The following is a 25,334-nucleotide window of genomic DNA, read 5'->3' as shown; positions in this document are numbered from 1 at the left end:
CCCGCCGCGAATAAACCCCGCCGCATCGCGGTCATCTCCCCGGAACCCCATCCGAGGAGCCCACGATGCGGAAAGACGACACTCCCAACCAGGACCGCCGGCATGCGCTGGAATGCATGCTCTGGGGCGGTTCCGGCCTGCTTTGGACCGTGGCTGGGGGCGTGCCCCGCTCCAGCCTGCTCGGCACACCAGAGGCCCATGCGCAAAGCGCCCAGGGCGGCTTCAGCTTCGTGCACATCAGCGACACGCATCTGGGCTTCAACATGGCGCCCAACCCCGACCCGACGGTGACGCTGCAGGAGTCCCTGGAGCGGGCGAAAAGCTTCCGGCCCGCCATGATGCTGCATACGGGCGATGTGACGCATCTCTCCCGCCCCGGCGAATTCGACCGGGCCGCCCAGATCATCAACGCCACGGGCATCGAGACGCACTATGCCCCCGGCGAGCATGATGTGGTGGAGGATGACGGGAAGGACTTCTTCCAGCGCTTCCCGCAAGGGGCGCGCACCGGCGGTTTCTACAGCTTCGATCAGGCCGGGGTGCACTTCATCTGCCTGAACAACGTGACCAACCTGCAGGCGGGCAAGATGGGCATGATCGGCGCCCAGCAGCTGCACTTCCTGGAACAGGACCTGTCCGCCCGCAGCGCCTCCACCCCCATCGTGGTGTTCGCGCATATCCCGCTTTGGGTGGTGCATGAGCCCTGGGGCTGGGGCACCGAGGACAGCGCGCAGTTGCTGCGCCTGCTGGCCCGCTTCGGCAGCGTGACCGTGCTGAACGGCCACATCCACCAGACCATGCAGAAGGTGGAGGGGCATGTGGCCTTCCACACCGGCATGTCCACGGCCTTCCCGCAGCCGGCTCCGGGCAGCCGCCCCAGCGCCGGCCCGATCCGCGACCTGCCGCCGGGCGAGCTGCGCAAGCTGCTGGGCGTGAACCGGGTGACGCGGGTGCAGAACCAGGCCGCGCTGGCCGTGGTCAGCTCTCCGCTGGAAGGTTGAGCCATGCAGAGCCGCCGCTTCCTGCTCGCCAGCGCCCCCGCGTTGCTGGCTGCCATTCCCATGGCCCAGGCCCAGCAGCCCGCCACGGTCACCATCGACGATCACGACTACGCGCCGCGTGAGCTGCGCGTGGCGCCGGGCACCAAGGTGGTCTGGAACAACAAGGACGACACGCCTCACAATGTCGTCTCCACCGACAACCCGCGCGCCTTCCGCTCCCGCATCCTGGACACGGATGAGGTGTTCGAATTCACCTTCGCCAGCCCGGGCACCTACAGCTACTATTGCTCCCTGCATCCCCACATGCAGGGGCGTATCGTGGTTGGATAGCGGAGCGGCGGCTTGACCCTCGCCTTACGGCAGTCCCTGCTGGAAAATCTGGACGCCGCCCACAATCTGGCCCGTTGGCTGGTGCGTGATGGCGCGGCGGCGGAAGATGTCGTGCAGGAAGCGGTGGAACGCGCCTTGCGCTACGCCGCTTCCTGGCGAGGCGATAACCCGCGCGCCTGGCTGCTGCAGATTGTCCGCACCCGCGCCTATGCCTGGCTGGCGGAGCGGCGCGACAAGGCCGAAGTGCCCTGGGACGACATAGTGCCGCTGACCGACCCTGCCCCGGACCCGGAGGCCGCCCTGTCATCCCAGCAGCAGCGCCTGGGGCTGGAGGCCGCCCTGCTGGCCCTGCCCGCGGAGTTGCGGGAATGCCTGGTGCTGCGAGAGTTGGAGGAAATGCCCTACCGGGACATCGCTCGTGTGACGGGCGTGCCGGTCGGCACCGTCATGTCACGGCTGTGGCGCGCCCGGCGCGCGCTGATCGAGAGAGGGGCGAGACCATGACCCTGCATTGCGACGAGGCCCGGCTGCTGGCCCAGGCGGAGCTGGACGACGAGCTGGACGCCGGCCGCGCCGCCGAACTGGCCGCCCATGCCGCGAACTGCAAGGATTGCGCCCAGCTGCGGCAAGATCTGTCCGGATTGTCCGGCAGGCTGCGCGCCCTGCCCTATCACCGCGCGCCCGACGCGCTGCGGGCCCGGCTGGCGAGCAATCTGACACCCCCCGCCACCGCGCCCCGGCGGCGCTGGCTGGGGACCGGTACCGGCTTCGCGGCAGGGTTCGCCCTGGCTGCCGCACTGGCCGCCTTCGCCATTCTGCCCCGCGGCGCACCGGACATGACATCGCAGCTGGTCAACGCGCATTTGCGCTCGCTACAGGCGGAACATCTGGTGGATGTGCGAGCGTCGGACCAGCACCAGGTGAAGCCCTGGTTCACCGGCCGACTGGACTACGCCCCGCCCGTGCGCGAGCCCGCGGGCTACACGCTGTTGGGCGGCAGGCTGGATGTGCTGGAAGGACGCCCCGTGGCGGCCCTGGCCTATCGCAGCATGCAGCACACCATCAACTTGTATGTGCTGCCGGGCGATCGTGGCCCGGAGACCAGCTCCCAGCAGTCAGGCTTCAATCTGCTGCGCTGGCAGCAGGACGGCATGACACTGTGGGCGGTCTCCGACGTCAGCCTCGAAGGGCTGCGCAGCTTCGCCCGGGCCTGGAATCAGACCCCGTAACTCAATGCTGGAAGATGTCGGGGTCAGTGTAGCCCATCAGGTCCAGCCGGGCGCGGGCGGGCAAGAAACGGAAGCAGGCCTCCGCCAGCTCCAGGCGATCCTCGCGGATCAGCAGGGCGCGCAGCTTCTCCCACAGCGCGTGCAGATGCAGCACGTCGCTGGCGGCGTAAGCCTGCTGTTCAGGTGAGAGGTTAGCCGCCCCCCAATCGCTGGTCTGCTGCTGCTTGGAGATGTCCACGCCCAGCAGCTCCCGGCACAGATCCTTCAGGCCGTGGCGATCCGTGAAAGTGCGCACCAGCTTGGCCGCGATCTTGGTGCACAGCGCGGGCGCCACGTCGATGCCGAAGGCGCCATGCAGGGCCGCCAGATCGAAGCGGGCGAAATGGAACAGCTTGCGGACGCCGGGATTGGTCAGCAGCGCCTTCAGGTTCGGCGAATCATAGCCACGGCCACCCAGCCGCTCCGGTACGAACTGCACCAGATGCACGATGCCATTGCCGGATGAGAGTTGGATCAAGCACAGCCTGTCACGGCGGTGGTCCAGGCCCATGGTTTCGGTATCCACCGCGACCATGTCGCCAAAATCCACATCAGGCGGTAGGTCGCCCTGATGGAGATGAATAGTCACACCGGATTGGAAGCTTGTTTGAACCACGTTCGCGTTCTCCTGTAAGAGAAACGCGCAAGTGGTGCCCAGGAAAGGACTCGAACCTTCACAGCCTTGCGGCCACTGGCACCTGAAGCCAGCGCGTCTACCAATTCCGCCACCTGGGCACAGTGCGGTGAACGGGTGGATAAAGGGGTGGGCGGGATGCGTCAATACGGGGTGCGCGAAGAAATTTCAGCACTATATCCAAGCATGTGGATAACCGGGGGCTCAGGGCATGAGCGGGATCGTCACGCTGTTCGGGGGAGCGGGCTTCATCGGCCGCCATGTGCTGCAAAAGCTGGTGCAGCGCGGGCATGTGGTGCGCGTGGCCTCCCGCAACCCCGCGGCCGGGCGCGGCCTGTGCCTGGGTGCGGAGCCGGGCCAGGTTGTGCCCATGCGCGTGGACCTGCGTGATGCCGCCGCCATTCGCCAGGCCGTGACCGGCGCCAGCGGCGTGGTGAATCTGGTCGGCATTCTGGCCGAAGGCCGGGCGGGAGATTTCGACGCCCTTCAGCACCAGGGGGCGGGCGCCATCGCGAAGGCCGCCGCGGAAGCCGGGGTAAAGGCCATGGTGCAATTGTCCGCCATCGGGGCGGATGCCGGCAGCCCAAGCCTGTATGCCCGCAGCAAGGCGGCGGGAGAGGCTGCGGTGCTCGCGGCCTTTCCCCGGGCGGTCGTGCTGCGCCCTTCCATCGTCTTCGGGGCGGAGGACGCCTTCTTCAATCGCTTTGCCGCCATCGCCAGGCTCTCCCCCATCATGCCGGTGTTTTACGGCGACACGCGCTTCCAGCCCGTCTGGGTGGAGGATGTGGCCGAAGCGGTGCTGCACGGGCTGGAACAACCGGCGCTGGGCGGGCGTATCCTGGAACTGGGCGGGCCGGACATTCGGACATTCCGCCAATTGATGGGCGATGTGCTGCGCTACACGGGATTGCGGCGCCCGGTGCTGGAGATCCCCCCACGGGTCGCGGCGTGGCAGGCGACGATCATGGAATGCCTACCCGGCAAACCATTGACGCGGGATCAGTTGCTGCTGCTGCAACGCGACAATGTGGTGACTGGCGAGGATGGCTTCTCCATCCTGAACATGATTCCCCGGCCCATGGACGCGATAGTGCCGGGATATCTACACCCCGCCAAATAGGTCCGATTTGAAGCCAAACCCCAAGCGAAATCGGACGCAACGCCAGACGCATCCCTGCCATGCAGCCATATAAGACAGCATTACTGACTTATATGCTCGAATAAGGCTTTTCCTGGGCGCCCTCATTTGTTAATCCCGCTCGCCGCGGCCTTTCCGGCCGCTTGCGAGTGGGGTGTGCGCCATGGCCGAGAAGATGCTGCAATTCGTGCGACTGCAACAGCAAACGCCGGAAAAGCGTGAAGCAGCGGCCCGACGCCAGGATTTCGCGGAAATCTACGCCAGCTTCGACCCCACCAAGGCCAGCGCCCAGGCCAGCCGCTGCAGCCAGTGCGGCGTGCCCTTCTGCCAGGTGCACTGCCCGCTGAACAACAACATCCCGGACTGGCTGAAGCTGACCGCAGAGGGCCGGATGGAGGAAGCCTATGAGGTCGCCTCCGCCACCAACACCTTCCCTGAAATCTGTGGCCGCGTCTGCCCGCAGGACCGCCTGTGCGAAGGCAATTGCGTCATCGAGAAGGGCTTCCACAGCGTCACCATCGGCTCCGTCGAACGCTATATCGTGGACACCGCCTGGCAGAATGGCTGGGTGAAGCCCCCCGCGCCACGGCAGGAACTGGCCGCCAGCGTCGGCATCATCGGCGCCGGCCCCGCTGGGCTGGCCGCGGCCGAGCGCCTGCGCGCCCGTGGCTATCAGGTCCATGTCTATGACCGCTACGACCGGGTCGGTGGGCTGATGATCTACGGCATCCCCAACTTCAAGCTGGAGAAGGAGGTGGTGCTGCGCCGCTGGAAGCAGTTCGAGGCCGGCGGCATCCACTTCCATATGAATGTCGATATCGGCAACGACATCACCCTGGCCGCCCTGCGGGAGAAGCATGCCGCCCTGTTCATCGCCACCGGCGTGTACAAGGCGCGCGACATCGCCCTGCCGGGCAATGACCTGCCGGGCGTGGTGAAGGCGCTGGACTACCTGACCACCTCCAACCGCCATGGGCTGGGTGACAGCGTTCCGGCTTTCGATGATGGCTCGCTGAACGCCCGCGGAAAGCATGTGGTGGTGATCGGCGGCGGCGACACCGCCATGGATTGCGTGCGCACCGCCGTGCGCCAGGGCGCTGCCTCCGTCTCCTGCCTCTATCGGCGCGACAAGGCGAACATGCCGGGCTCCATGCGCGAAGTGTATAATGCCGAGGAAGAGGGCGTGCGCTTCGTGTGGCTCGCCGCCCCGGAAGCCTTCGAGGGCAAGGAGCATGTGACCGGCGTGCGCGCCATGCGCATGCATCTGGGCCTGCCCGATGCCACCGGCCGCCAGCAGGTGGAGGAGATCGAGGGTTCCTCCTTCGTGCAGAAGGCCGACCTGGTCATCAAGGCGCTGGGCTTTGATCCCGAGGATCTGCCCACCATGTTCAATGAACCCGCGCTGGCGGTGACGCGCTGGGGCACGCTGAAGGTGGATCATCGCACCCAGATGACCGCCCTGCCCGGCGTCTTCGCGGGCGGCGACATCGTGCGCGGTGCCAGCCTGGTGGTGTGGGGCATTCGCGACGGCCGCGACGCGGCCGAGCAGATCCATCAATATATCGGGGCGCAGCAGGCGCTCAGCACGGCGGCGGAGTGACGGACATGATCGAGCAGGGCAAGCAATTCGCCGAAGCCTATCTGGCCAACCGCGCGGTGCTGGACGCCGCCGGCGTGGACACGATGGAGCATGACGCCTGTGGCGTGGGGCTGGTGGCCGCGCTGGACGGCAAGGCCCGGCGTGACGTGGTGCAGGCCGGCATCGACGCGCTGAAGGCCGTCTGGCACCGCGGCGCCGTGGACGCCGACGGCAAGACCGGCGACGGCGCGGGCATCCACGTGGAAATCCCGCAGGAATTCTTCATGGAAGTCGTCCGCAATGGCGGCGATACCGTGAAGCCCGGCCGCATCGGCGTGGGCATGGTCTTCCTGCCCAAGACCGATTTCGGCGCGCAGGAGCGCTGCCGCCAGATCGTCGAGACCGAGATCCTGCACGCGGGCTATGCCATCTATGGCTGGCGCCAGGTGCCGATCGACGTCTCCGTCATCGGCGAGAAGGCCAACGCGACCCGGCCCGAGATCGAGCAGATCCTGATCTACTCCCCGACCGCGGTCGAGGACGACATCTATGAGCGCGACCTGTATGTGATCCGCCGCCGGATCGAGAAGCAGGCGATCACGGCCCAGATCCCGGAGCTGTATCTCTGCTCCCTCTCCTGCCGTTCGATCGTCTACAAGGGCATGTTCCTGGCCGAGGACCTCTCGACCTTCTACCCGGACCTGCAGGACGAGCGCTTCGTCAGCCGCTTCGCGATCTATCACCAGCGCTATTCCACCAACACCTTCCCCACCTGGCGGCTGGCGCAGCCCTTCCGCATGATCGCGCACAATGGCGAGATCAACACGCTGCATGGCAATGTGAACTGGATGAAGGCGCACGAGACGCGCCTGGCCCATGCGCTGCTCGACCCGTTCATGGAGGACATCAAGCCCGTCATCCAGGCCGGCAACAGCGACACCGCCTGCCTGGACAACGTGTTCGAGCTGCTGGTGCGCGGCGGGCGTGACGCGCCGATGGCCAAGGCGATGCTGATGCCGGAATCCCTCGGCAACAACGCCACCATGTCACCGCTGCACCATGACCTGTTCCTGTACTGCAACGCGGTGATGGAGCCGTGGGACGGGCCGGCCGCGCTCTGCGCGACCGATGGTCGTTGGGTCGTGGGCGGCATGGACCGCAACGGCCTGCGGCCGATGCGCTTCACCGTGACCAAGGACGCGATGCTGATCGTCGGCAGCGAAACCGGCATGGTGAAGGTGCCAGAGGACCTGATCACCACGAAGGGCCGCGTCGGCCCCGGTCAGTGCATCGGCGTGGACCTGGACAGCGGTCGCATGCTGCTGGACTGGGAGCTGAAGGACGAGCTGGCCAACCGCCGCCCCTTCGGCAAGTGGGTGGAGCGCACCACGCAGATCGACGAGCTGGTGAAGAAGGACCAGCACGAGCCCCGCGGCTTCCAGAGCTCGGAACTGCGCCGCCGGCAGCTCGCGGTCGGCACCACCATGGAGGAGCTGGAGCACATCCTGCATCCGATGGTGGAGGATGCCTCCGAAGCGATCGGCAGCATGGGCGACGACACGCCCATCGCGGTGCTGTCCTCTCAATACCGGGGCCTGCAGCATTATTTCCGGCAGACCTTCAGCCAGGTGACCAACCCGCCCATCGACAGCCTGCGCGAAACCCGGGTGATGACCCTGCGCACGCGGCTGGGCAATCTGGGCAACATCCTGGATGAGAACCCCGAGCAGTGCGACATGCTGATGCTGGAAAGCCCGGTGCTGACCACCGCGCAGTTCCAGACCATGCGCAGCTACATGGGCACCAGCGCCGTGGAGGTGGACTGCACCTTCGCCGTCGCCGAGGGCGAGGCCGGCCTGCGCGCCGCCATCGACCGCATCCGGCGTGAAGCGGAGGAAGGGGTGCGCGCGGGTGCCGTGCACATCATCCTGACCGACGAGCATCAGGGGCCGGAACGCGCGGCCATCCCAATGATCCTGGCGGTGGGCGGGGTGCACACGCATCTGGTGAAGACCAGCCTGCGCACCTTCACCAGCCTGAACGTGCGCGTGGCGGAATGCCTGGACGTGCATTGCTTCGCGGTGCTGATCGGTGCGGGTGCCACCTCCATCAACGCTTATCTGGCGCAGGAGAGCATCGCCGACCGCCACGCCCGGGGCCTGTTCGGCTCCATCAGCCTTGAGGAAGCGGTGAACCGCTACAAGAAGGCGGTGGACAAGGGGCTGCTGAAGGTGATGTCCAAGATGGGCATCTCCGTCATCTCCTCCTATCGCGGCGGCATGAATTTCGAGGCGATCGGCCTGTCCCGCGCACTGGTGAACGAGTTCTTCCCCGGCGTGCCCAGCCGCATCTCCGGCATCGGCCTGTCGGGCATCGCGCGCCGGGTCCTGGCCCTGCATGCCAAGGCCTGGGACGCGGATGTGATCGCCCTGCCCGTCGGCGGCCAGCACAAGCTGCGCCGGCGTGGTGAGGCGCACGCCTTCGACGGCCCGCTGATCCATCTGCTGCAGGAGGCCGTGGCCACCGACAGCTACCAGATGTTCAAGCGCTACTCGGAGGGCGTGCGGCGCCAGCATCTGGTCGCCATCCGTGACCTGCTGGATTTCCGCTCCGCCGGGCTGAAGCCCATCGCGCTGGAGGAAGTCGAGAGCATCACCGAGATCCGCAAGCGCCTGCTGGCGCCTGGCATCTCGCTGGGTGCGCTGAGCCCCGAGGCGCATGAGACGTTGTCCATCGCGATGAACCGCATCGGCGCCCGCAGCGACAGCGGCGAAGGCGGCGAGGACCCCGCCCGCGCCCGCCCGCGCGCCAATGGCGACAACGCGAACAGCGCCATCAAGCAGATCGCTTCGGGCCGCTTCGGCGTCACGGCCGAATACCTGAACAACTGCCGCGAGATCGAGATCAAGGTCGCCCAGGGCGCCAAGCCCGGCGAGGGCGGGCAGCTGCCCGGCTTCAAGGTGACGGAGCTGATCGCCAAGCTGCGCCACTCCACCCCGGGCGTGACACTGATCTCCCCGCCGCCGCATCACGATATCTACTCGATCGAGGATCTGGCGCAGCTCATCTACGACCTGAAGCAGATCAACCCGGATGCGACGGTGTGCGTGAAGCTGGTGTCGCGCAGCGGCATCGGCACCATCGCGGCCGGCGTGGCGAAGGCGAAGGCAGACGCCATCATGGTGTCGGGCCATTCCGGCGGCACGGGCGCCAGCCCGATCACCAGCATCAAGTATGCCGGCCTGCCGTGGGAAATGGGCCTGTCCGAGACCCATCAAGTGCTGCAGCTGAACCGGCTGCGCCACCGCGTGAAGCTGCGCACCGATGGCGGCATCAAGACCGGCCGTGACGTGGTGATCGCCGCCATGCTGGGCGCCGAGGAGTTCGGCATCGGCACCGCGTCGCTCGTCGCGATGGGCTGCATCATGGTGCGCCAGTGCCACAGCAACACCTGCCCCGTCGGCGTGTGCAGCCAGGATGAGGCCCTGCGCCAGAAGTTCGAAGGCACGCCCGAGAAGGTGATCGCGCTGTTCAGCTTCGTGGCGGAGGAGGTGCGGGAAATCCTGGCCTCGCTCGGCTTCCGGCGCCTGACGGACGTGATCGGCCGCACCGACCTGCTGAAGCAGGTCAGCCGCGGCGCCGAGGATCTGGACGACCTGGACCTGAACCCGCTGCTGGTGAAGGTCGATGCCGGCCCCTACCCCAGCTATTGCGCGCTGGAAGGCCGCAACGAGGTGCCGGAGACGCTGGACGCTGACATGATCCGCGACGCGGCGCCGCTGTTCCAGCGGGGCGAGAAGATGCAGCTCGCCTACAACATCCGGAACACGCACCGCGCCATCGGCACCAAGACCAGCGCCATGATCACCCGGCAATTCGGCATGTCCGGCCTGCAGCCGGCCCATCTGACCGTGCGGCTGCGCGGCACGGCCGGCCAGTCGCTGGGTGCCTTCGCGGTGCGCGGCCTGAAGCTGGAAGTGTTCGGCGACGCCAACGACTATGTGGGCAAGGGCCTGTCGGGCGGCGAGATCGTCGTGCGGCCGGCGCCCTCCTCCACCCTGGTGTGGAACGAGAACACGATCATCGGCAACACCTGCCTGTATGGTGCGACGGCTGGCGAGCTGTTCGCGGCCGGCCAGGCGGGTGAGCGCTTCGCGGTGCGCAATTCCGGCGCCACCGCCGTGGTCGAGGGCACCGGTGCCAATGCCTGCGAATACATGACGGGCGGCACCATCGTGATCCTGGGTGCGGTAGGCGACAATTTCGGCGCCGGCTTCACCGGCGGCCAGGCCTTCGTCTATGACGCCGACAACACCTTCGAGAAGCGGATCAACGCGGACACGCTGCTCTGGAGCCGCCTGGCCTCCCCGCATTGGGAAGCCGAGCTGAAGAAGCTGGTGGAACGCCATGTGCACGAAACCGGCAGCCGCTTCGCGGCCCGGCTGCTGAACGACTGGGCCGAGGCGCGGGAGCATTTCTGGCACATCGTGCCCAAGGAATACGCCAAGTACCTGCCCCGCCCGATGGCGGAGGTGGCCCAGGCCGCCGAGTAACCAGACCTTCATTTCTGGTCGAACAGCCGCCGGTTTCCATCAGGAAGCCGGCGGTTTTCGTTTGTGCTCCACAACCGGGCCTCTTGCCCGCTTGCCGGAATGGCCGCCGCGCCCTATCGGAACCCCAGCCAGCCAGGGAGACCGTTATGGCCGCCATCGAGACCATCATCGCCAACGAAGTCCTCGACAGCCGGGGCAACCCCACGGTCGAAGCCGAGGTGCTGCTCAGCTCCGGTGCCAGCGGCACCGCGATCGTCCCCTCCGGCGCCTCGACCGGCGCGCATGAGGCGGTGGAGCTGCGCGATGGCGACAAGTCCCGCTACGGCGGCAAGGGCGTGCTGAAGGCGGTCGCCAACATCGAGGGCGAGATCGCGGAAGCCCTGGTCGGCATGGAAGCCTCCGAGCAGCTGCTGATCGACGAGATCATGCTGGAACTGGACGGCACGCCGAACAAGGCGCGCCTGGGCGCCAACGCCATCCTGGCCGTCAGCCTGGCCGTGGCCAAGGCCGCCGCGCAGGAACACGGCCTGCCGCTGTACCGCTACGTCGGCGGCGCCTTCGCCCGCACCCTGCCGGTGCCGATGATGAACATCATCAATGGCGGCAAGCATGCCGACAACCCCATCGACATCCAGGAATTCATGATCATGCCGGTGGGCGCGGAGAGCTGCTCCGACGCCATCCGCATCGGCGCCGAGATCTTCGCGGCCCTGAAGAAGGCGCTGCATGACGCCGGCCACAACACCAATGTGGGCGACGAGGGCGGCTTCGCCCCCAATATCGGCTCCGCGGACGAGGCGCTCGCCTTCATCGCCAAGGCTTGCGAGAAGACAGGCCACAAGCTGGGCGAGGACGTGATGTTCGCCCTCGACTGCGCCTCCACCGAATTCTACCACGATGGCCTCTACAAGCTCGAAGGCGAGGGCAAGACGCTCGATGCCGGCGGCATGGTGGATTACCTGGCGGCGCTGTGCGCGAAGTGGCCGATCATCTCCATCGAGGACGGCATGTCCGAGGATGACTGGGCTGGCTGGAAGCTGCTGACCGACAAGCTGGGCGGCAAGGTGCAGCTGGTGGGCGACGACCTGTTCGTGACCAACAGCAAGCGCCTGGCCGAGGGCATCAAGGCCAAGACCGCCAACTCCATCTTGGTGAAGGTGAACCAGATCGGCTCGCTGTCCGAGACGCTGGAAGCCGTCGAGATGGCCCATCGCGCCAGCTACACGGCCGTGATGAGCCACCGCTCGGGCGAAACCGAGGACAACACCATCGCCGATCTGGCCGTGGCGACCAATTGCGGTCAGATCAAGACCGGCTCGCTGAGCCGCTCGGACCGTCTGGCGAAGTACAACCGCCTGATCCGCATCGAGCGCGAACTGGGCTCCACCGCCCGCTACGCCGGCCGCTCCATCCTGCGTGGCTGAATGAAATCAGGCCCTGGGGCGCGAATTGGCTTGCCACGCGCCCCACGGACTGTTTCTTTATAATACAAGTGGGGGTTGCAGCCTGGGTGGGGGCCCGGGCTGTGGCTTTTTGGGGTTGGGGGATTGGCAGGTATGGGGTTCTGGCGCGCTCTGAAGCGACGGGTGAAGGCGACCGTCCCCTTCCTGTTCTTTGCCGCCCTGGCCAGCTATTTTGTCTGGCACAGCATCCATGGTGATCGCGGCACGCTCGCGCGTGAGGAGCGGCAGCAGGACATTCAGGATGCCCGCCGGCAGCTCGCGGCCGCCCAGGGCGAGCTTTCAGCGATGCAGCGCCGCGTGGCGGGCCTGCGCAACGATGCGCTGGATCGGGACCAACTGGAGGAACGCAGCCGGGCGCTGCTGAACCTCGCGGAACCCCAGGATATCGTTATCCCTTACGGCCCCGGGCAGCGCCTTTACTGAGAAAATGATGATTAACCGAATTTCGGTTAATTGCACTTTTTGCGTTGCAACATAAGGCTTTCCGGCAATCTGCGCCCTTGTGGCAGCGCGGTCGCGCGCGTAAATCCATGGGGCACTGAGGAGGCTCCCCATGGCCAAGGCCGCACCCGCCACGAAAGCTGCACGGAAAGGGGGCAAGGGCGACAATGCCCCTGTCCTGAACCTCCCACAGCTCACCTCCTGCTACCGCGACATGCTGTTGATCCGTCGCTTCGAGGAGAAGGCGGGCCAGCTGTACGGCATGGGGCTGATCGGCGGCTTCTGCCACCTGTATATCGGCCAGGAAGCCGTGGTGGTGGGTATCCAGAGCCAGCTGAAGCCAGGCGACCAAGTTATCACCTCCTATCGCGATCACGGCCATATGCTGGCCTGCGGCATGGAAGCGCGCGGCGTGATGGCGGAGCTGACCGGCCGCGTCGGGGGCTACTCCAAGGGCAAGGGCGGCAGCATGCACATGTTCAGCCGCGAGAAGAGCTTCTTCGGCGGCCATGGCATCGTGGGCGCGCAGGTGTCGCTGGGCATCGGCCTCGCCTTCGCCAACTGGTACCGGGAGAATGACCACGTCTCCACTGCCTATTTCGGCGACGGTGCGGCCAACCAGGGCCAGGTGTTCGAAAGCCTGAACCTCGCGGCCCTGCTGAAGCTGCCCTGCATCTTCATCATCGAGAACAACAAATACGGCATGGGCACCAGCGTCGAGCGCGCCACCGCCAGCCATGACCTGAGCAAGAACGGCTCCCCCTGGGGCATTCCGGGCGAGCAGGTGGACGGCATGGACGTGCAGGCCGTGGCCGCCGCCGCCCAGCGCGCCGTGCAGTACTGCCGTGGCGGGCACGGCCCCTATCTGCTGGAAATGCAGACCTACCGCTATCGCGGCCATTCCATGTCCGACCCCGCGAAGTACCGCACGCGTGAAGAAGTGCAGAAGATGCGCGAACAGCGCGACTGCATCGAGAACCTCCGCCGCATCCTGCTGGATGACGGCGTGACCGAGGCGGACCTGAAGAAGATCGACGACGAAGTGAAGGCCATCGTGCAGGACAGCGCCGATTTCGCGCAGAGCTCGCCCGAGCCCGATCCCGCCGAACTCTGGACCGATGTGCTGGTGGAGGCCCGCTGAGATGGGTGTGGAAATCCTGATGCCGGCCCTGTCGCCGACCATGACCGAGGGCAAGCTGGCCCGCTGGCTCAAGAAGGAAGGTGACAGCGTGAAGTCCGGCGACGTGATCGCCGAGATCGAGACCGACAAGGCCACCATGGAGGTGGAAGCTGTCGATGAAGGCACGCTGACCAAGATCCTGGTGCCCGAAGGCACCGAGAATGTCGCCGTGAACAGCGCGATCGCGGAGCTGGATGGTGGCGCCGGCGGCGCTGCCGCCCCCGCGCCGGCCAAGGCCGCCGAGGCACCCGCGCCCTTCGCCGCCCCCGTGGTCGTCACGGCCCCCGTGGCCGCGCCCGTGAGCGAGGAAAAGGACTGGGGCCCGACCAAGACCCAGACCGTGCGCGAGGCCCTGCGCGACGCCATGGCGGCCGAGATGCGCGCCGACGACAAGGTGTTCCTGATGGGCGAGGAAGTCGCCCAGTATCAGGGCGCCTACAAGATCAGCCAGGGCCTGCTGGACGAGTTCGGCGCGCGCCGCGTGATCGACATGCCCATCACCGAGCACGGCTTCACCGGCATGGCCGTGGGTGCCGCCTTCGAAGGCCTGAAGCCCATCGTGGAGTTCATGACCTTCAACTTCTCGATGCAGGCCATCGACCACATCATCAATTCCGCCGCCAAGACGCTGTACATGTCGGGCGGCCAGCTGGGCTGCCCCATCGTGTTCCGCGGCCCCAACGGCGCGGCGGCGCGCGTGGGCGCGCAGCACAGCCAGTGCTACGCCAGCTGGTACGCGCATGTGCCTGGCCTGAAGGTCCTGGCCCCATGGTCGGCCGCCGATGCGAAGGGCCTGTTGCGCGCAGCCATCCAGGACCCGAACCCGGTGATCTTCCTGGAAAACGAGATCCTCTACGGCCACAGCTTCGAGGTGCCGGAGGACGAGAACTTCGTCCTGCCCATCGGCAAGGCGAAGGTGGAGCGCGCCGGCACGGATGTGACGCTGGTAGGCTTCTCGATCTCGGTCGGCATGGCCATGCAGGCCGCCGAGAAGCTGGCCGAGCAAGGCATCAGCGCCGAGGTGATCAACCTGCGCAGCATCCGCCCGCTGGACATCGACACGGTGATCGCCAGCGTGAAGAAGACCAACCGCCTGGTGACGGTCGAGGAAGGCTGGGCCTTCTCCGGCATCGGCGGCGAGGTGGCGATGCAGGTGATCGAAGGTGCCTTCGACTGGCTGGATGCCCCGCCGGCGCGCGTGGCGGGCAAGGATGTCCCGATGCCCTACGCCGCGAATCTGGAGAAACTCGCCCTGCCGCAGGTTGACGATGTGGTGGAAGCCGCCAAGCGTGTGACGTACCGGTAAGGGGGAAGCAACATGGCCACCAATATCCTGATGCCCGCGCTGTCGCCGACCATGACGGAAGGCACGCTGGCGCGCTGGCTGAAGAATGAGGGCGACAAGGTGAAGGCCGGCGACATCATCGCCGAGATCGAAACCGACAAGGCCACCATGGAAGTGGAAGCCGTGGATGAGGGCATCCTCGGCAAGATCCTGGTGCCCGGTGGCACGGCCAATGTGAAGGTGAACGACCCGATCGCGGTGCTGGTGGAGGAAGGCGAGAGCGTCTCCGGCGCGGCGCCTGCCCCGGCGCCGAAGCCGGCCGCCGCTGTGGCAGCGCCTGAGGCTCCTGCCACTGCCGCCCCCAAAGCGGCCGCCCCCGCCCCGGCCGCCACGGGTGATCGCGTGGTGGCGTCTCCGCTTGCGAAGCGGATGGCGCAGCAGGCCGGTATCGACCTGGGCAAGCTCTCCGGCAGCGGCCCGAATGGGCGCATCGTGAAGGCGGATGTGGAGGCTCAGCTCTCCAGCCCCGCCAAGGCACCGGCGCCCGCCCCCCTGGCCGCTTCCGCCCCCGTGGCCGCGCCGCCGGCGCCGAAGCCCGCCCCGCTTCCCGTGGGCGCCGCCATCACGCCCGTGCCCAACAGCACGATGCGCAAGGTGATCGCCCGCCGCCTGTCGGAATCCAAGGCGACCATCCCGCATTTCTACGTGGCGATGGATATCGAGCTGGACGCGCTGCTGGACCTGCGGGCCAAGTTGAACGCCCGCTCGCCCAAGGAAGGCCCCGGCGCCTACAAGCTCTCGGTGAACGACCTGATCATCAAGGCCGCCGCCGTCACGCTGCGCCGCATCCCCGGCGTGGCCGCGAGTTGGACCGAGGACGCGATCCTTCGCTACGACGAGATCGACATTTCGGTCGCCGTCGCCATTCCCGATGGGTTGATCACCCCCATCGTGAAGGGCGCCGATGTGAAGGGCCTGGCCGCCATCTCGAACGAGATGAAGGACCTGGGTGCGCGCGCGAAGTCCGGCAAGTTGAAGCCCGAGGAGTTCCAGGGCGGCTGCTTCAGCATCTCCAACATGGGCATGTATGGCGTGAAGGACTTCGCGGCCATCATCAACCCGCCCCAGGCCGGCATCCTGGCCGTGGGCGCGGGTGAGCAGCGCCCCGTGGTGAAGAACGGCGCGCTGGCCATCGCCACCGTGATGACCTGCCAGCTTTCGGTGGACCATCGCGTGATCGACGGTTCGCTGGCCGCCGAATGGCTGGCCGCCTTCAAGCGCGTCGTCGAAGACCCGCTGAGCCTGATGCTGTGAGCATCCGGCAGGCCAGCGCGGCGGATGCCGGGGCGGTCCACGCCCTGATCCGGGCGCTGGCCGTCTATGAGAAGCTTGAGGACAAGTTCCTCGCCAGCACGGCCGATATCGCGGCCCTGCTGGACAGCGGCGCCTGCTCCGCCCTGCTGCTGGAAGTGGAGGGCGAGGCGGTCGGCCTTGCGCTCTACTACCCCATCGTCCTGACCTTCGCGGGCAAGCGTGGGCTGTGGCTCGAGGATTTGTTCGTCCAGCCCGAGCATCGCGGCAAGGGTTATGGCCTGGCGCTGCTGAAGGAGCTGGCCCGCATCACCGTGCAGGGTGGCTACGGCGCGCTGGAATGGAATGTTCTCGACTGGAACACGCCGTCGATCGACTTCTACGGACAGATCGGCGCGGAACCCCAGCAAGGTTGGACCGACCAGAGATTGACCGGCGACGCGCTGCGCGCGTTGGCCGCCTGAGGAGAGTCACATGGCAGAACAGTTCGATGTCGTCGTGGTGGGCGGTGGCCCGGGTGGCTATGTCGCCGCGATCCGCGCCGCGCAGCTGAAGATGAAGGTCGCGCTGGTCGAGCGCGAGCATCTGGGCGGCATCTGTCTCAACTGGGGCTGCATCCCCACCAAGGCCCTGCTGCGCGCCAGCGAGATCAACCACCTGCTGCACAGCCTGGATGCCTATGGCTTCGCGGCCGACAATGTGCGCTTCGACTTCAAGAAGGTCGTACAACGCAGCCGCGGCGTGGCCGGGCAGCTCTCGGGCGGCGTGAAGCACCTGCTAAAGAAAAACAAGGTTACGGTGTTCGACGGGCATGGCGCGCTGGCTGGCCCCGGCAAGCTGGCCGTCACCAAGGACGGCAAGCCGGTGGCTGACATCGCCGCCAAGCACATCATCCTGGCCACCGGCGCCCGCGCCCGCGTGCTGCCGGGGCTGGAGCCGGACGGCAAGCTGATCTGGTCCTACCGCGAGGCGATGGTGCCCGACGCGCTGCCGAAATCCATCATCGTGATGGGCAGCGGCGCGATCGGCAGCGAATTCGCCAGCTTCTACCTGAACATGGGCGCCAAAGTGACGCTGGTTGAGGTGATGGACCGCATCCTGCCGGTCGAGGATGCCGAGATCTCGGCCTTCGTGCGCAAATCCTTCGAAAAGCAGGGCATGCAGGTGATCACCGGCGCCCGGCTGCAGGGCGTGCGCAAGGAAGGCGGCGGTGTCACCGCCATCGTCGAGGCGAACGGCAAGGTGCAGGAGATCAAGGCCGACAAGCTGATCTCCGCCGTTGGCATCGTGGGCAATGTCGAGAACCTCGGCCTCGAAGGTACCAAGGTGAAGGTCGATCGCACCCATATCGAGATCGACGCCTATGGCCGCACGGGCGAGCCCGGCGTCTATGCCATCGGTGACATCGCCGGCCCGCCCTGGCTGGCCCACAAAGCCAGCCATGAAGGCGTGATCTGCGTGGAGGCCATCGCCGGCCTGCATCCGCACGCCATGAATACGCTGAACATCCCCGGCTGCACCTATTGCCGGCCGCAGGTCGCCTCCGTGGGCCTGACCGAGGCGAAGGCCAAGGAAGCCGGACATGAGGTGCGCGTGGGCCGCTTCCCCTTCATCGGCAATGGCAAGGCCATCGCGATGGGTGAGCCCGAGGGCCTGGTGAAGACCGTGTTCGACGCCAAGACCGGCGAATTGCTCGGCGCCCATATGGTCGGCCCCGAGGTGACGGAGATGATCCAGGGCTATGTCGTCGCCCGCACCCTGGAATCGACCGAGGCCGAGTTGATGCACACGGTCTTCCCGCATCCGACCATCAGCGAATCCATGCATGAATCCGTGCTGGATGCCTATGGTCGCGTGATTCACATGTGAAACGCCCCCTCCCGGAAGGGAGGGTGCGGGGCTATATCCCAGCCATGGCCACGCGCATCGAAATCCGTCACGGCAGCGGCAGCCCCGCTGCCGGGGCTGCCCGCCACCCCGAGAAGGCCCACCGGCCGGACAACCCGATCCAGCGCAAACCCGCCTGGATCCGGGTGAAGGCGCCCACGCACCCCGTCTATGCCGAGACGCGGGACCTGATGCGCGCCAACAAGCTGGTGACGGTGTGCGAGGAAGCCGCCTGCCCGAATATCGGCGAGTGCTGGTCCCAGCGCCACGCCACCATGATGATCATGGGCGAGATCTGCACCCGCGCCTGCGCCTTCTGCAACGTGACCACCGGCCTGCCGGCGCCGCTGGATGCCGATGAGCCGAACCGCGTGGCCGATGCCGTGGCCAAGCTGGGCCTGCGCCATGTGGTCATCACCAGCGTGGACCGCGATGACCTGAAGGATGGCGGCGCGGAGCACTTCGCCCGCGTCATCCGCGCCACCCGCGCCGCGGCGCCCGAGACGACGATCGAGATCCTGACCCCCGACTTCCTGCGCAAGGATGGCGCCCTGGAGGTGGTGGTCGAGGCACGGCCCGATGTGTTCAACCACAATCTGGAAACCGTGCCGCGCCTCTACCCCACCATCCGCCCCGGGGCGCGCTATTTCCACTCTCTGCGCCTGCTGGATGAGGTGAAGCGCCTGGACCCCACCATCTTCACCAAATCCGGCCTGATGGCCGGGCTGGGTGAGGAGAAGATGGAGGTGCAGCAGGTGATGGACGACCTGCGCAGCGCCGATGTGGATTTCCTGACCATCGGCCAGTACCTGCAGCCCAGCGTGAAGCACGCCGCCGTCGCCCGCTTCGTGGAGCCCGCGGAGTTCGACGAATACGCCAAGACGGCGCGCGGCAAGGGCTTCCTGCTGGTCTCCTCCACCCCGCTGACTCGCAGCTCCTATCATGCGGACCGCGACTTCGCCGCGCTGAAGGCGGCCCGCCTCGAGCGCCTCGGCCAGGGCTGATGCCGACCCACGCGCAGAAGAAGGTGCTGCGGTACACGCCGGAGCAAATGTATGCCCTGGTGGCGGATGTCCGGCGCTATCCGGAATTCCTGCCCTGGTGCGTGGGCACCCGGGTGATCAGCAGCACCGACACGCAGCTGATCGCGGACATGACGATCGGCTTCAAGGTGTTCCGGGAGACGTTCCGCAGTGAGGTCACACTGAACAGTCCGCAGGAAGTGAAGGTGCGCTATCTGAACGGCCCCTTCCGCTATCTGAACAACAACTGGCGCTTCAACCCGCATCCGCAGGGCACGGAGGTGGATTTCTTCGTGGATTTCGAGTTCCGCAGCCCGCTGCTGAAAGCCACCATCGGCCTGGTGTTCAACGAGGCCGTGCAGATGATGGTCCGAGCCTTTGAACGCCGGGCCATGCAGCTTTACGGGCGGGGCTCATCGCCTGGCAGCGGCGTGCCCCAGCCCGCGCAGTAGCGCCTCAGCGCTTCGGCAAAGGCCCCAGCAGGCCCAGGTTCAATGCGGCCCGGTACAGGCGCACGGTGAAATCTGGCTGCTTCGCCTGTTCACGCAGGGAAGCCAGATCCTCGTCGCTGGGCGGGGTCAGCGCCGGCAGGTGGCTGGGCGCGGGGGCTTCCGGCACCGGGAAGCCCAGCACCATCTGCAGCACATCGTCGGTCACGGGGGCCGTGGCGCCGCAGGTCATCTCCGCCTCGCCCAGTTGCATCAGGCGGCCGGCGAAGGCACAGCCCTGGAATTCCTCGCGTTCCAGCACCGCATCCCACAGCAGCAACGGCGTGCCGCGCAGGATGTCCATGGCATGGATGCCACCCTGCGGCGCCGGGGCACCCAGATGGAACAGGGTGAAGCGTGCCTGCTGGGCGGCGGCCAGCACCTCCGCATGCTCGCTGCCTTCCGCGGGTGCGCTGGCGCGCACTTCGCGCTCCAGCGCCGGGGTGTGGTCACCCACCGGGGCGAACACCGCCAGGTCCAGCAGCAGCCCCAGCTGCGCGTCATGGCCGAAGATCGGCTCCTTGCCGCCCCACAGCCCCATGGCCCGCGCCTGGGAAGCCATGGCGGCAGCCGGCACGCGCCGGGCAGCGCCGGTCAGGATGCGTTCACGCGCCGCGGCCAGCGCCTGGTAACGGGGAAGAGTGGCAAGTTGGCTCACAGGCCCTCCGGTATGGTCACGCCCAGCCTCACGGCCGTGGCCCTGATATTCGCCCAGGCTTCCTGCGGCAGCGGCACGCCATGCGCAAGCCGTTCGGCACGGCGTTTCGCCTCCGGCTCACCAGGGATGAGCACCGGAGAGGCAGGATCGGCCGGATGGCAGGCCTTCACCCATTCCACATAGTTCCGGCCCGCCGCCTCGAAGGCCGCCACATCGCCGAAATGCCGGGGCGAGAGCAGGATGGACAGCATGCCGTTGGTGATCCGCCCGCGCTCCTTCACCGGGCCGGAGGTGGCGCTGCCCGTCAACGCGCCCGCCAGCAATTCGCAGATCAAGGCCAGGCCGGAGCCCTTGTGGTCGCCGAAGGCCCGGATCGCACCCTGGCCCAGCGAGGCATTGCGCGGACCCACCGCCTCATAGTGCCCATACAGCGTGTGCGGATCGGCCGAGAGACGCCCATCCGGCTCGATCAGCGCGCCTTCCGGCAGGGCCTTGCCGCCATTGCTGGCCACCAGCACCTTGCCTTCCGCCACGAAGGAGGTTGCGAAATCCAGCAGCACCGGCCCATCGGGCAGTGGCACGCCCACGCTGATCGGCGCCGTGGAAAACCGACGTTCCGTGCCGCCGAACGGGGCCACCAGCACGCTGCCGCCGACATTGACGAAGTTGATGGCGATCAGCCCGGCACGCAGCGCCATCTCCGAATAGTCGCCCACTCGCCCGATATGCCCCGCATTGCGCAGCCCCATGATGCAGGAGCCAGTTTCGAGCGCCCGCGCGATGGCGAATTGCGTGGCCTGTTCCGCCACCGTCTGGCCGAAACCGAAATGGCCGTCGAACAGCACGAAGGCCCCGCCGTCAGAGATGATGCTGGCCTGTTGCCCCTTCAGCACGAAGCCTGCCTCCAGCCACTCCACATAGCGCGGCACGCGGACCACGCCGTGGCTGTCATGGCCGGCCAGGTTCGCCCCCAGCAGATGGCTCGCGATGCGCGCGCTTTCCTTCTCCGAGCAGCCCGCCGCACGGAAGATGTGGTCGATCACACCCTCCAGAACCGGGGCGGGGATATGGATGTCAGTCGCGGCCATACGTCTCGTTTCCTCGTCATTCGTGATTTGGCTGAATGGACGTTGCAACGATTGCGGCGGTTGCACCAGGGACACGGAGCCGATCGCCTATCTGCGCAGCCTGCCCTGACGGCAGCCTGCATGGCTGGGGGGCAGTTGCGCTTCCGGCCCGGGTGATGGAGGCTTCGCATGACGCTGCGTCATGGCTCCGCCCGTTCTATGCAGGCGGCGCCGTGAGGATGCGGCAGATGCAAGGATATTTGGTGATGGACACGCAGCGTGTGGATGCGATCGTGGTGGGTGCCGGCATGTCCGGCGCCACCGCGGCGGCGAATCTGGCCGAAACCCACAAGGTGGCTTTGCTGGAGATGGAAGACTCGGCCGGTTATCACACCACCGGCCGCAGCGCCGCCATCTGGATCCGCAACTATGGCGCCACCGATGTGCGCATCCTGACCGCGGCCTCCAAGGAATTCTTCCAGGCCCCGCCCGAGGGCTTCACGGAAACCCCGCTCGCCTCCGACCGGCCGGTGATGCATATCGCCCCGGCCGACCAGGTGCATGTGCTGCATGACCTGGTGAAGGGCGGCGCGGTGATCGAGGAGATCAGCCCCGCCCGCGCCAAGGAGCTGGTGCCGGCCCTGCGCGATGGCTATGTCGCCGCCGCCGCCCTGGAAACCGACTGCTTCGACATGGAAGTGGCCGCGCTGCACCAGGGCTATCTGCGCCGGCTGAAGCATCTGGGCGGCACCATCGCCCTGCGCAACCGGGCCTCCCGCATCTGGCGCGAAGCCGGGCTGTGGCATGCCGAAACCAGCGCCGGCGCCGTGTTCGTGGCGCCCGTGATCGTGGACGCCGCCGGGGCCTGGGGCGATGAAGTCGCCGCCCTGGCGGGCGAGCCCAAGGTCGGGCTGCAGCCCAAGCGCCGCACCGGCGTCATCATCGACCCCGGCCCCTTCGACGTGCATGGCTGGCCGCTGGTCGATGACGCCAGCCACACCTGGTATGTCCGGCCCGAGGCCCGCAGCAAGCTGATGCTCAGCCCCGCCGACGAAACCGACAGCGAGCCCTGCGACGCCCAGCCGGATGAGCTGGACGTGGCCATCGCCGTGGACCGCATGCAGCAGGGCATGATCATCGAGGTGAAGCGCATCGAGCACAGCTGGGCCGGCCTGCGCACCTTCGCGCCGGACCGCTCCCTGGTGATCGGCCCGGGCCGCCAGCCCGGATTCTTCTGGATGTGCGGCCAGGGCGGCTACGGCATCCAGACCGCGCCGGCCGCTGGCCGGCTGATCGCCTCTCAGATCCGTGGCGCGGCGCCCGATGCCGATGTGGCGGAGGCCGTGCCGATGCTCGACCCGAAAAGGTTCAACTGATGGCCCTGCCCTCCTACGCCGATGTGCTGGCCGCGGCCGAGCGGATCGCGCCCCATATCCGGCACACACCCATGCTGCGGCACCCGGCGCTGGACGCGGCCGTGGGCGCCACCGTGCTGGTGAAGCCCGAGCCGCTGCAGCGGACGGGCAGCTTCAAGCTGCGGGGCGCCACCAATGCCGCGCTGCGCCTGCCGGAATCGGCGCGCGCGGGGGGTGTGGTGACGCATTCCTCGGGCAATCACGGCCAGGCCGTGGCCTGCGCGGCGGCCGCGTTGGGCATGCCCGCCACCATCGCCATGCCGGCCGACGCACCCTCGATCAAGGTGCGCGCCACTAGGCGCTGGGGCGCCGAGGTGGTGCCCTTCGACCGGCATGGGGTGGACCGCGACGAGCTGGCCCGCTCGCTGGCCGCCGAGCGCGGCGCCACGGTGATCCCGCCTTTCGACCACCAGGACGTGATCGCGGGCCAGGGCACGCTGGCGCTGGAACTGCTGGACGACGCGGAGGCCGAGGGCCTGACCCTCGACACCCTCGCGGTGTGCACCGGCGGCGGCGGGCTGCTCGGCGGCTGCTCCCTGGTGATGGCGGAGCGCCTGCCGAACGCCCAGGTCTGGGCCGTGGAGCCCGAAGGCTGGGACGATTACGGCCAAAGCCTGCGCGCCGGCAGCCGCATCGCCAATGACGGCAAGGGGGCGGGGTTGTGCGATGCCCTGCTCTCCAAGCAGCCCGGCGAGATCACCTTCGCCGTCAACGCGCCGCGCGTGGCGGGCGGCGTGTACGTGACGCCGGAGGAAGTCTTCGCCGCCATGCGCTTCGCCTTCGAGCACCTGAAGATCGTCGTGGAGCCCGGCGGCTCCGTGGCGCTCGCCGCCGTGCTGGCCGGCAAGGTGAAAGGCGATGTCATCGGGGTGGTCATCAGCGGCGGCAATGCCGACCCCGCGATCTTCGCCCAGGCGCTCGCCGCCGGCTGATCCCTGCAGGGGCGCTGCCTGCCATGAGCGGGCGGCGCTGGACCTTGGCGCGCTTTGGGTGTTGAAGGCCCCCGAAGTCGCAGGGACCCGCCAATGACCGACATCCTCCCCATCCGCCGCGCTTTGCTGTCCGTCTCGGACAAGACCGGCCTGCTCGAATTCGGCCGCTTCCTGGCCGCGCAGGGGGCGGAAATCCTCTCGACCGGCGGCACCGCCAAAGCGCTGCGTGAGGCCGGCATCCCGGTGAAGGATGTCAGCGAGCACACCGGTTTCCCGGAAATCCTCGACGGCCGGGTGAAGACGCTGGTGCCGCAGGTGCATGGCGGCATCCTGGGCCGGCGTGACCTGCCGGAGCATCTGGCCCAGATGGCGCAGCACGCCATCGCGCCGATCGACCTGGTGGCCGTCAACCTGTACCCGTTCGAGGCCACCGTGGCCCGGGGTGCCGAATTCGACGATTGCATCGAGAACATCGACATCGGCGGCCCGGCGATGATCCGCTCGGCGGCCAAGAACCACGCCCATGTGGCCGTGGTGACCGAACCAGCGCAGATGGCCCGCATCATGGAAGCGGGCGGCACCACCACCGAAATGCGCCGGGAATTCGCCGCCGCCGCCTATGCGCGCACCGCGGCCTATGACGCCGCCATCTCCTCCTGGTTCGCCCAGCAGCTCGGGCAGGAATTCCCGCCGCGCCTGGCCTTCGCCGGGCAGCTGGCGCAGACCCTGCGCTATGGCGAGAACCCGCACCAGAAGGCCGGCTTCTACCTGGATGGCACCAACCGCCCCGGCATCTCCACCGCCCGCCAGGTGCAGGGCAAGGAGCTGTCCTACAACAACCTGAACGACACGGACGCCGCCTTCGAATGCGTGGCGGAGTTCGAGAAGCCGACCGTGGTCATCGTCAAGCACGCCAACCCCTGTGGCGTGGCCGAGGGCGCCAGCCTGACCGAAGCCTGGGACCTGGCGCTGCGCTGCGACCCGGTCAGCGCCTTCGGCGGCATCGTGGCGGTCAACCGCCGGCTCGACCTCGCCACCGCCGAGAAGATCGCCAGCATCTTCACCGAGGTGGTGATCGCCCCGGAGGCCGATGACGACGCCATCGCCGCCTTCGCCCGCAAGAAGAACCTGCGCCTGCTGCTGACCGGCGGCCTGCCTGACCCGGCGGCGGGCGGCATGACCTTCCGCTCCGTCGGCGGCGGCTTCCTGGCCCAGGGCCGCGATTCCGGCCGCGTAAGCCGCGAGACACTGAAGGTGGTGACCAAGCGCGCCCCCACCGAGGCGGAGCTGTCGGACCTGATCTTCGCCTTCCGCGTCGGCAAGCATGTGAAGTCCAACGCCATCATCTACGCCAAGGATGGTGCCACCGTCGGCATCGGCGCCGGGCAGATGAGCCGCGTGGACAGCAGCCGCATCGCCGCCTGGAAGAGCGGTGAGGCCGCGAAGGCCGCGGGCCTCGACACCCCGCTGGCCGTGGGTGCCGTGGTGGCCTCCGATGCCTTCTTCCCCTTCGCGGATGGCCTGCAGGCCGCCGCCGCCGCCGGCGCCACCGCCGTGATCCAGCCTGGCGGGTCGATGCGCGACAACGAAGTGATCGCCGCCGCCGACGAAGCGGGCCTCGCCATGGTGTTCACCGGGATGCGACACTTCCGCCACTGAACCGGGGGCCGCGAATCGCAGGC

Annotated in this window: 22 protein-coding genes and 1 tRNA gene; 19 read left to right on the top strand and 4 right to left on the bottom strand. The window is 67.5% G+C overall.

Going from position 1 to position 25,334, the window contains the following annotated elements:
* Nucleotides 1–65 precede the first annotated feature (65 nt).
* From GT007_RS04220 to GT007_RS04205, 4 genes are read left to right on the top strand one after another with little or no spacing between them, the layout of a single operon-like run.
* Nucleotides 66–1,001 (top strand): metallophosphoesterase family protein, encoded by a 936-nt coding sequence (locus GT007_RS04220; protein ID WP_160120302.1) that lies wholly within the window; start codon nucleotides 66–68, stop codon nucleotides 999–1,001.
* Nucleotides 1,002–1,004: 3 nt separating this feature from the next.
* A complete protein-coding gene (locus GT007_RS04215) occupies nucleotides 1,005–1,331 on the top strand; it encodes a cupredoxin domain-containing protein (protein WP_160120301.1) in 327 nt (108 codons plus the stop codon).
* A gap of 12 nt (nucleotides 1,332–1,343) precedes the next feature.
* Nucleotides 1,344–1,835 carry a sigma-70 family RNA polymerase sigma factor gene (locus GT007_RS04210; RefSeq protein ID WP_160120300.1) on the top strand — a complete coding sequence of 164 codons (492 nt, stop codon included), beginning with the start codon at nucleotides 1,344–1,346 and terminating at the stop codon, nucleotides 1,833–1,835.
* Entirely contained in the window at nucleotides 1,832–2,560 is a 729-nt protein-coding gene (locus GT007_RS04205) for an anti-sigma factor family protein (protein WP_160120299.1), read from the top strand. Before GT007_RS04210 ends, GT007_RS04205 begins: the two co-directional genes overlap by 4 nt.
* 1 nt (nucleotide 2,561) lies before the next feature.
* Here GT007_RS04205 and GT007_RS04200 read toward each other — a convergent pair whose 3' ends face one another.
* Both GT007_RS04200 and GT007_RS04195 read right to left on the bottom strand, forming a co-directional pair.
* Nucleotides 2,562–3,215 carry a ribonuclease D gene (locus GT007_RS04200; protein WP_160120298.1) on the bottom strand — a complete coding sequence of 218 codons (654 nt, stop codon included), beginning with the start codon at nucleotides 3,213–3,215 and terminating at the stop codon, nucleotides 2,562–2,564.
* A 32-nt stretch (nucleotides 3,216–3,247) separates the two neighbouring features.
* A tRNA-Leu gene (locus tag GT007_RS04195) sits at nucleotides 3,248–3,334 on the bottom strand.
* A gap of 110 nt (nucleotides 3,335–3,444) precedes the next feature.
* On the opposite strand from GT007_RS04195, the gene GT007_RS04190 reads away from it, so the two are divergent.
* The 12 genes from GT007_RS04190 to GT007_RS04135 all read left to right on the top strand — a co-directional run bounded on the left by GT007_RS04190 (nucleotide 3,445) and on the right by GT007_RS04135 (nucleotide 19,544).
* Nucleotides 3,445–4,353 carry a complex I NDUFA9 subunit family protein gene (locus GT007_RS04190; RefSeq protein WP_160120297.1) on the top strand — a complete coding sequence of 303 codons (909 nt, stop codon included), beginning with the start codon at nucleotides 3,445–3,447 and terminating at the stop codon, nucleotides 4,351–4,353.
* A gap of 181 nt (nucleotides 4,354–4,534) precedes the next feature.
* Nucleotides 4,535–5,971: an NAD(P)-dependent oxidoreductase gene (locus GT007_RS04185; RefSeq protein ID WP_160120296.1), complete on the top strand. Its 1,437-nt coding sequence runs from the start codon at nucleotides 4,535–4,537 to the stop codon at nucleotides 5,969–5,971.
* A gap of 5 nt (nucleotides 5,972–5,976) precedes the next feature.
* Nucleotides 5,977–10,503, top strand: coding sequence for a glutamate synthase large subunit (gltB, locus tag GT007_RS04180; RefSeq protein WP_160120505.1), 4,527 nt, complete (start codon nucleotides 5,977–5,979; stop codon nucleotides 10,501–10,503).
* 146 nt (nucleotides 10,504–10,649) lie between these two features.
* Nucleotides 10,650–11,927 (top strand): phosphopyruvate hydratase, encoded by a 1,278-nt coding sequence (gene eno, locus GT007_RS04175; protein ID WP_160120295.1) that lies wholly within the window; start codon nucleotides 10,650–10,652, stop codon nucleotides 11,925–11,927.
* A 132-nt stretch (nucleotides 11,928–12,059) separates the two neighbouring features.
* Complete coding sequence (locus GT007_RS04170) at nucleotides 12,060–12,389, top strand: FtsB family cell division protein (RefSeq protein ID WP_160120294.1); 330 nt, start codon at nucleotides 12,060–12,062, stop codon at nucleotides 12,387–12,389.
* Nucleotides 12,390–12,519: 130 nt separating this feature from the next.
* Nucleotides 12,520–13,548, top strand: coding sequence for a pyruvate dehydrogenase (acetyl-transferring) E1 component subunit alpha (gene pdhA / locus GT007_RS04165; RefSeq protein ID WP_160120293.1), 1,029 nt, complete (start codon nucleotides 12,520–12,522; stop codon nucleotides 13,546–13,548).
* Nucleotide 13,549: 1 nt separating this feature from the next.
* Nucleotides 13,550–14,893: a pyruvate dehydrogenase complex E1 component subunit beta gene (locus tag GT007_RS04160; protein ID WP_160120292.1), complete on the top strand. Its 1,344-nt coding sequence runs from the start codon at nucleotides 13,550–13,552 to the stop codon at nucleotides 14,891–14,893.
* A gap of 12 nt (nucleotides 14,894–14,905) precedes the next feature.
* Nucleotides 14,906–16,186, top strand: a complete 1,281-nt coding sequence (locus GT007_RS04155) for a pyruvate dehydrogenase complex dihydrolipoamide acetyltransferase (RefSeq protein ID WP_160120291.1) — start codon at nucleotides 14,906–14,908, stop codon at nucleotides 16,184–16,186.
* Nucleotides 16,183–16,647 carry a GNAT family N-acetyltransferase gene (locus tag GT007_RS04150; protein WP_236571494.1) on the top strand — a complete coding sequence of 155 codons (465 nt, stop codon included), beginning with the start codon at nucleotides 16,183–16,185 and terminating at the stop codon, nucleotides 16,645–16,647. Before GT007_RS04155 ends, GT007_RS04150 begins: the two co-directional genes overlap by 4 nt.
* Nucleotides 16,648–16,657: 10 nt before the next feature.
* Nucleotides 16,658–18,052, top strand: coding sequence for a dihydrolipoyl dehydrogenase (gene lpdA / locus GT007_RS04145; protein ID WP_160120289.1), 1,395 nt, complete (start codon nucleotides 16,658–16,660; stop codon nucleotides 18,050–18,052).
* Between the two features lie 44 nt (nucleotides 18,053–18,096).
* The gene (gene lipA, locus GT007_RS04140; RefSeq protein WP_160120288.1) at nucleotides 18,097–19,074 is read left to right on the top strand and encodes a lipoyl synthase; all 978 of its coding nucleotides are present in this window, start codon (nucleotides 18,097–18,099) and stop codon (nucleotides 19,072–19,074) included.
* Nucleotides 19,074–19,544, top strand: coding sequence for a type II toxin-antitoxin system RatA family toxin (locus GT007_RS04135; protein ID WP_160120287.1), 471 nt, complete (start codon nucleotides 19,074–19,076; stop codon nucleotides 19,542–19,544). The genes lipA and GT007_RS04135 overlap by 1 nt, the downstream gene beginning before the upstream one ends.
* A gap of 4 nt (nucleotides 19,545–19,548) precedes the next feature.
* On the opposite strand, the gene GT007_RS04130 is transcribed toward GT007_RS04135, so the two are convergent.
* Nucleotides 19,549–20,238, bottom strand: coding sequence for a hypothetical protein (locus GT007_RS04130; RefSeq protein WP_160120286.1), 690 nt, complete (start codon nucleotides 20,236–20,238; stop codon nucleotides 19,549–19,551).
* Nucleotides 20,235–21,326, bottom strand: coding sequence for a malate/lactate/ureidoglycolate dehydrogenase (locus GT007_RS04125; protein WP_160120285.1), 1,092 nt, complete (start codon nucleotides 21,324–21,326; stop codon nucleotides 20,235–20,237). The genes GT007_RS04130 and GT007_RS04125 overlap by 4 nt, the downstream gene beginning before the upstream one ends.
* Nucleotides 21,327–21,571: 245 nt before the next feature.
* Here GT007_RS04125 and GT007_RS04120 point away from each other — a divergent pair, with 245 nt between their 5' ends.
* The 3 genes from GT007_RS04120 to purH all read left to right on the top strand — a co-directional run bounded on the left by GT007_RS04120 (nucleotide 21,572) and on the right by purH (nucleotide 25,311).
* Entirely contained in the window at nucleotides 21,572–22,681 is a 1,110-nt protein-coding gene (locus GT007_RS04120) for an NAD(P)/FAD-dependent oxidoreductase (protein ID WP_160120284.1), read from the top strand.
* Nucleotides 22,681–23,652, top strand: a complete 972-nt coding sequence (locus tag GT007_RS04115) for a threonine ammonia-lyase (RefSeq protein ID WP_201451787.1) — start codon at nucleotides 22,681–22,683, stop codon at nucleotides 23,650–23,652. The genes GT007_RS04120 and GT007_RS04115 overlap by 1 nt, the downstream gene beginning before the upstream one ends.
* A 93-nt stretch (nucleotides 23,653–23,745) precedes the next feature.
* Nucleotides 23,746–25,311: a bifunctional phosphoribosylaminoimidazolecarboxamide formyltransferase/IMP cyclohydrolase gene (purH, locus tag GT007_RS04110; protein ID WP_160120283.1), complete on the top strand. Its 1,566-nt coding sequence runs from the start codon at nucleotides 23,746–23,748 to the stop codon at nucleotides 25,309–25,311.
* The last annotated feature ends 23 nt before the right edge of the window (nucleotides 25,312–25,334 follow it).

The sequence above is a fragment of the Rhodovarius lipocyclicus genome, assembly GCF_009900765.1.
GTDB classification, from domain to species: domain Bacteria; phylum Pseudomonadota; class Alphaproteobacteria; order Acetobacterales; family Acetobacteraceae; genus Rhodovarius; species Rhodovarius lipocyclicus.
Note: the sequence above shows the minus strand (reverse complement) of the source record. Positions and strands in the feature narration are given on the sequence as shown.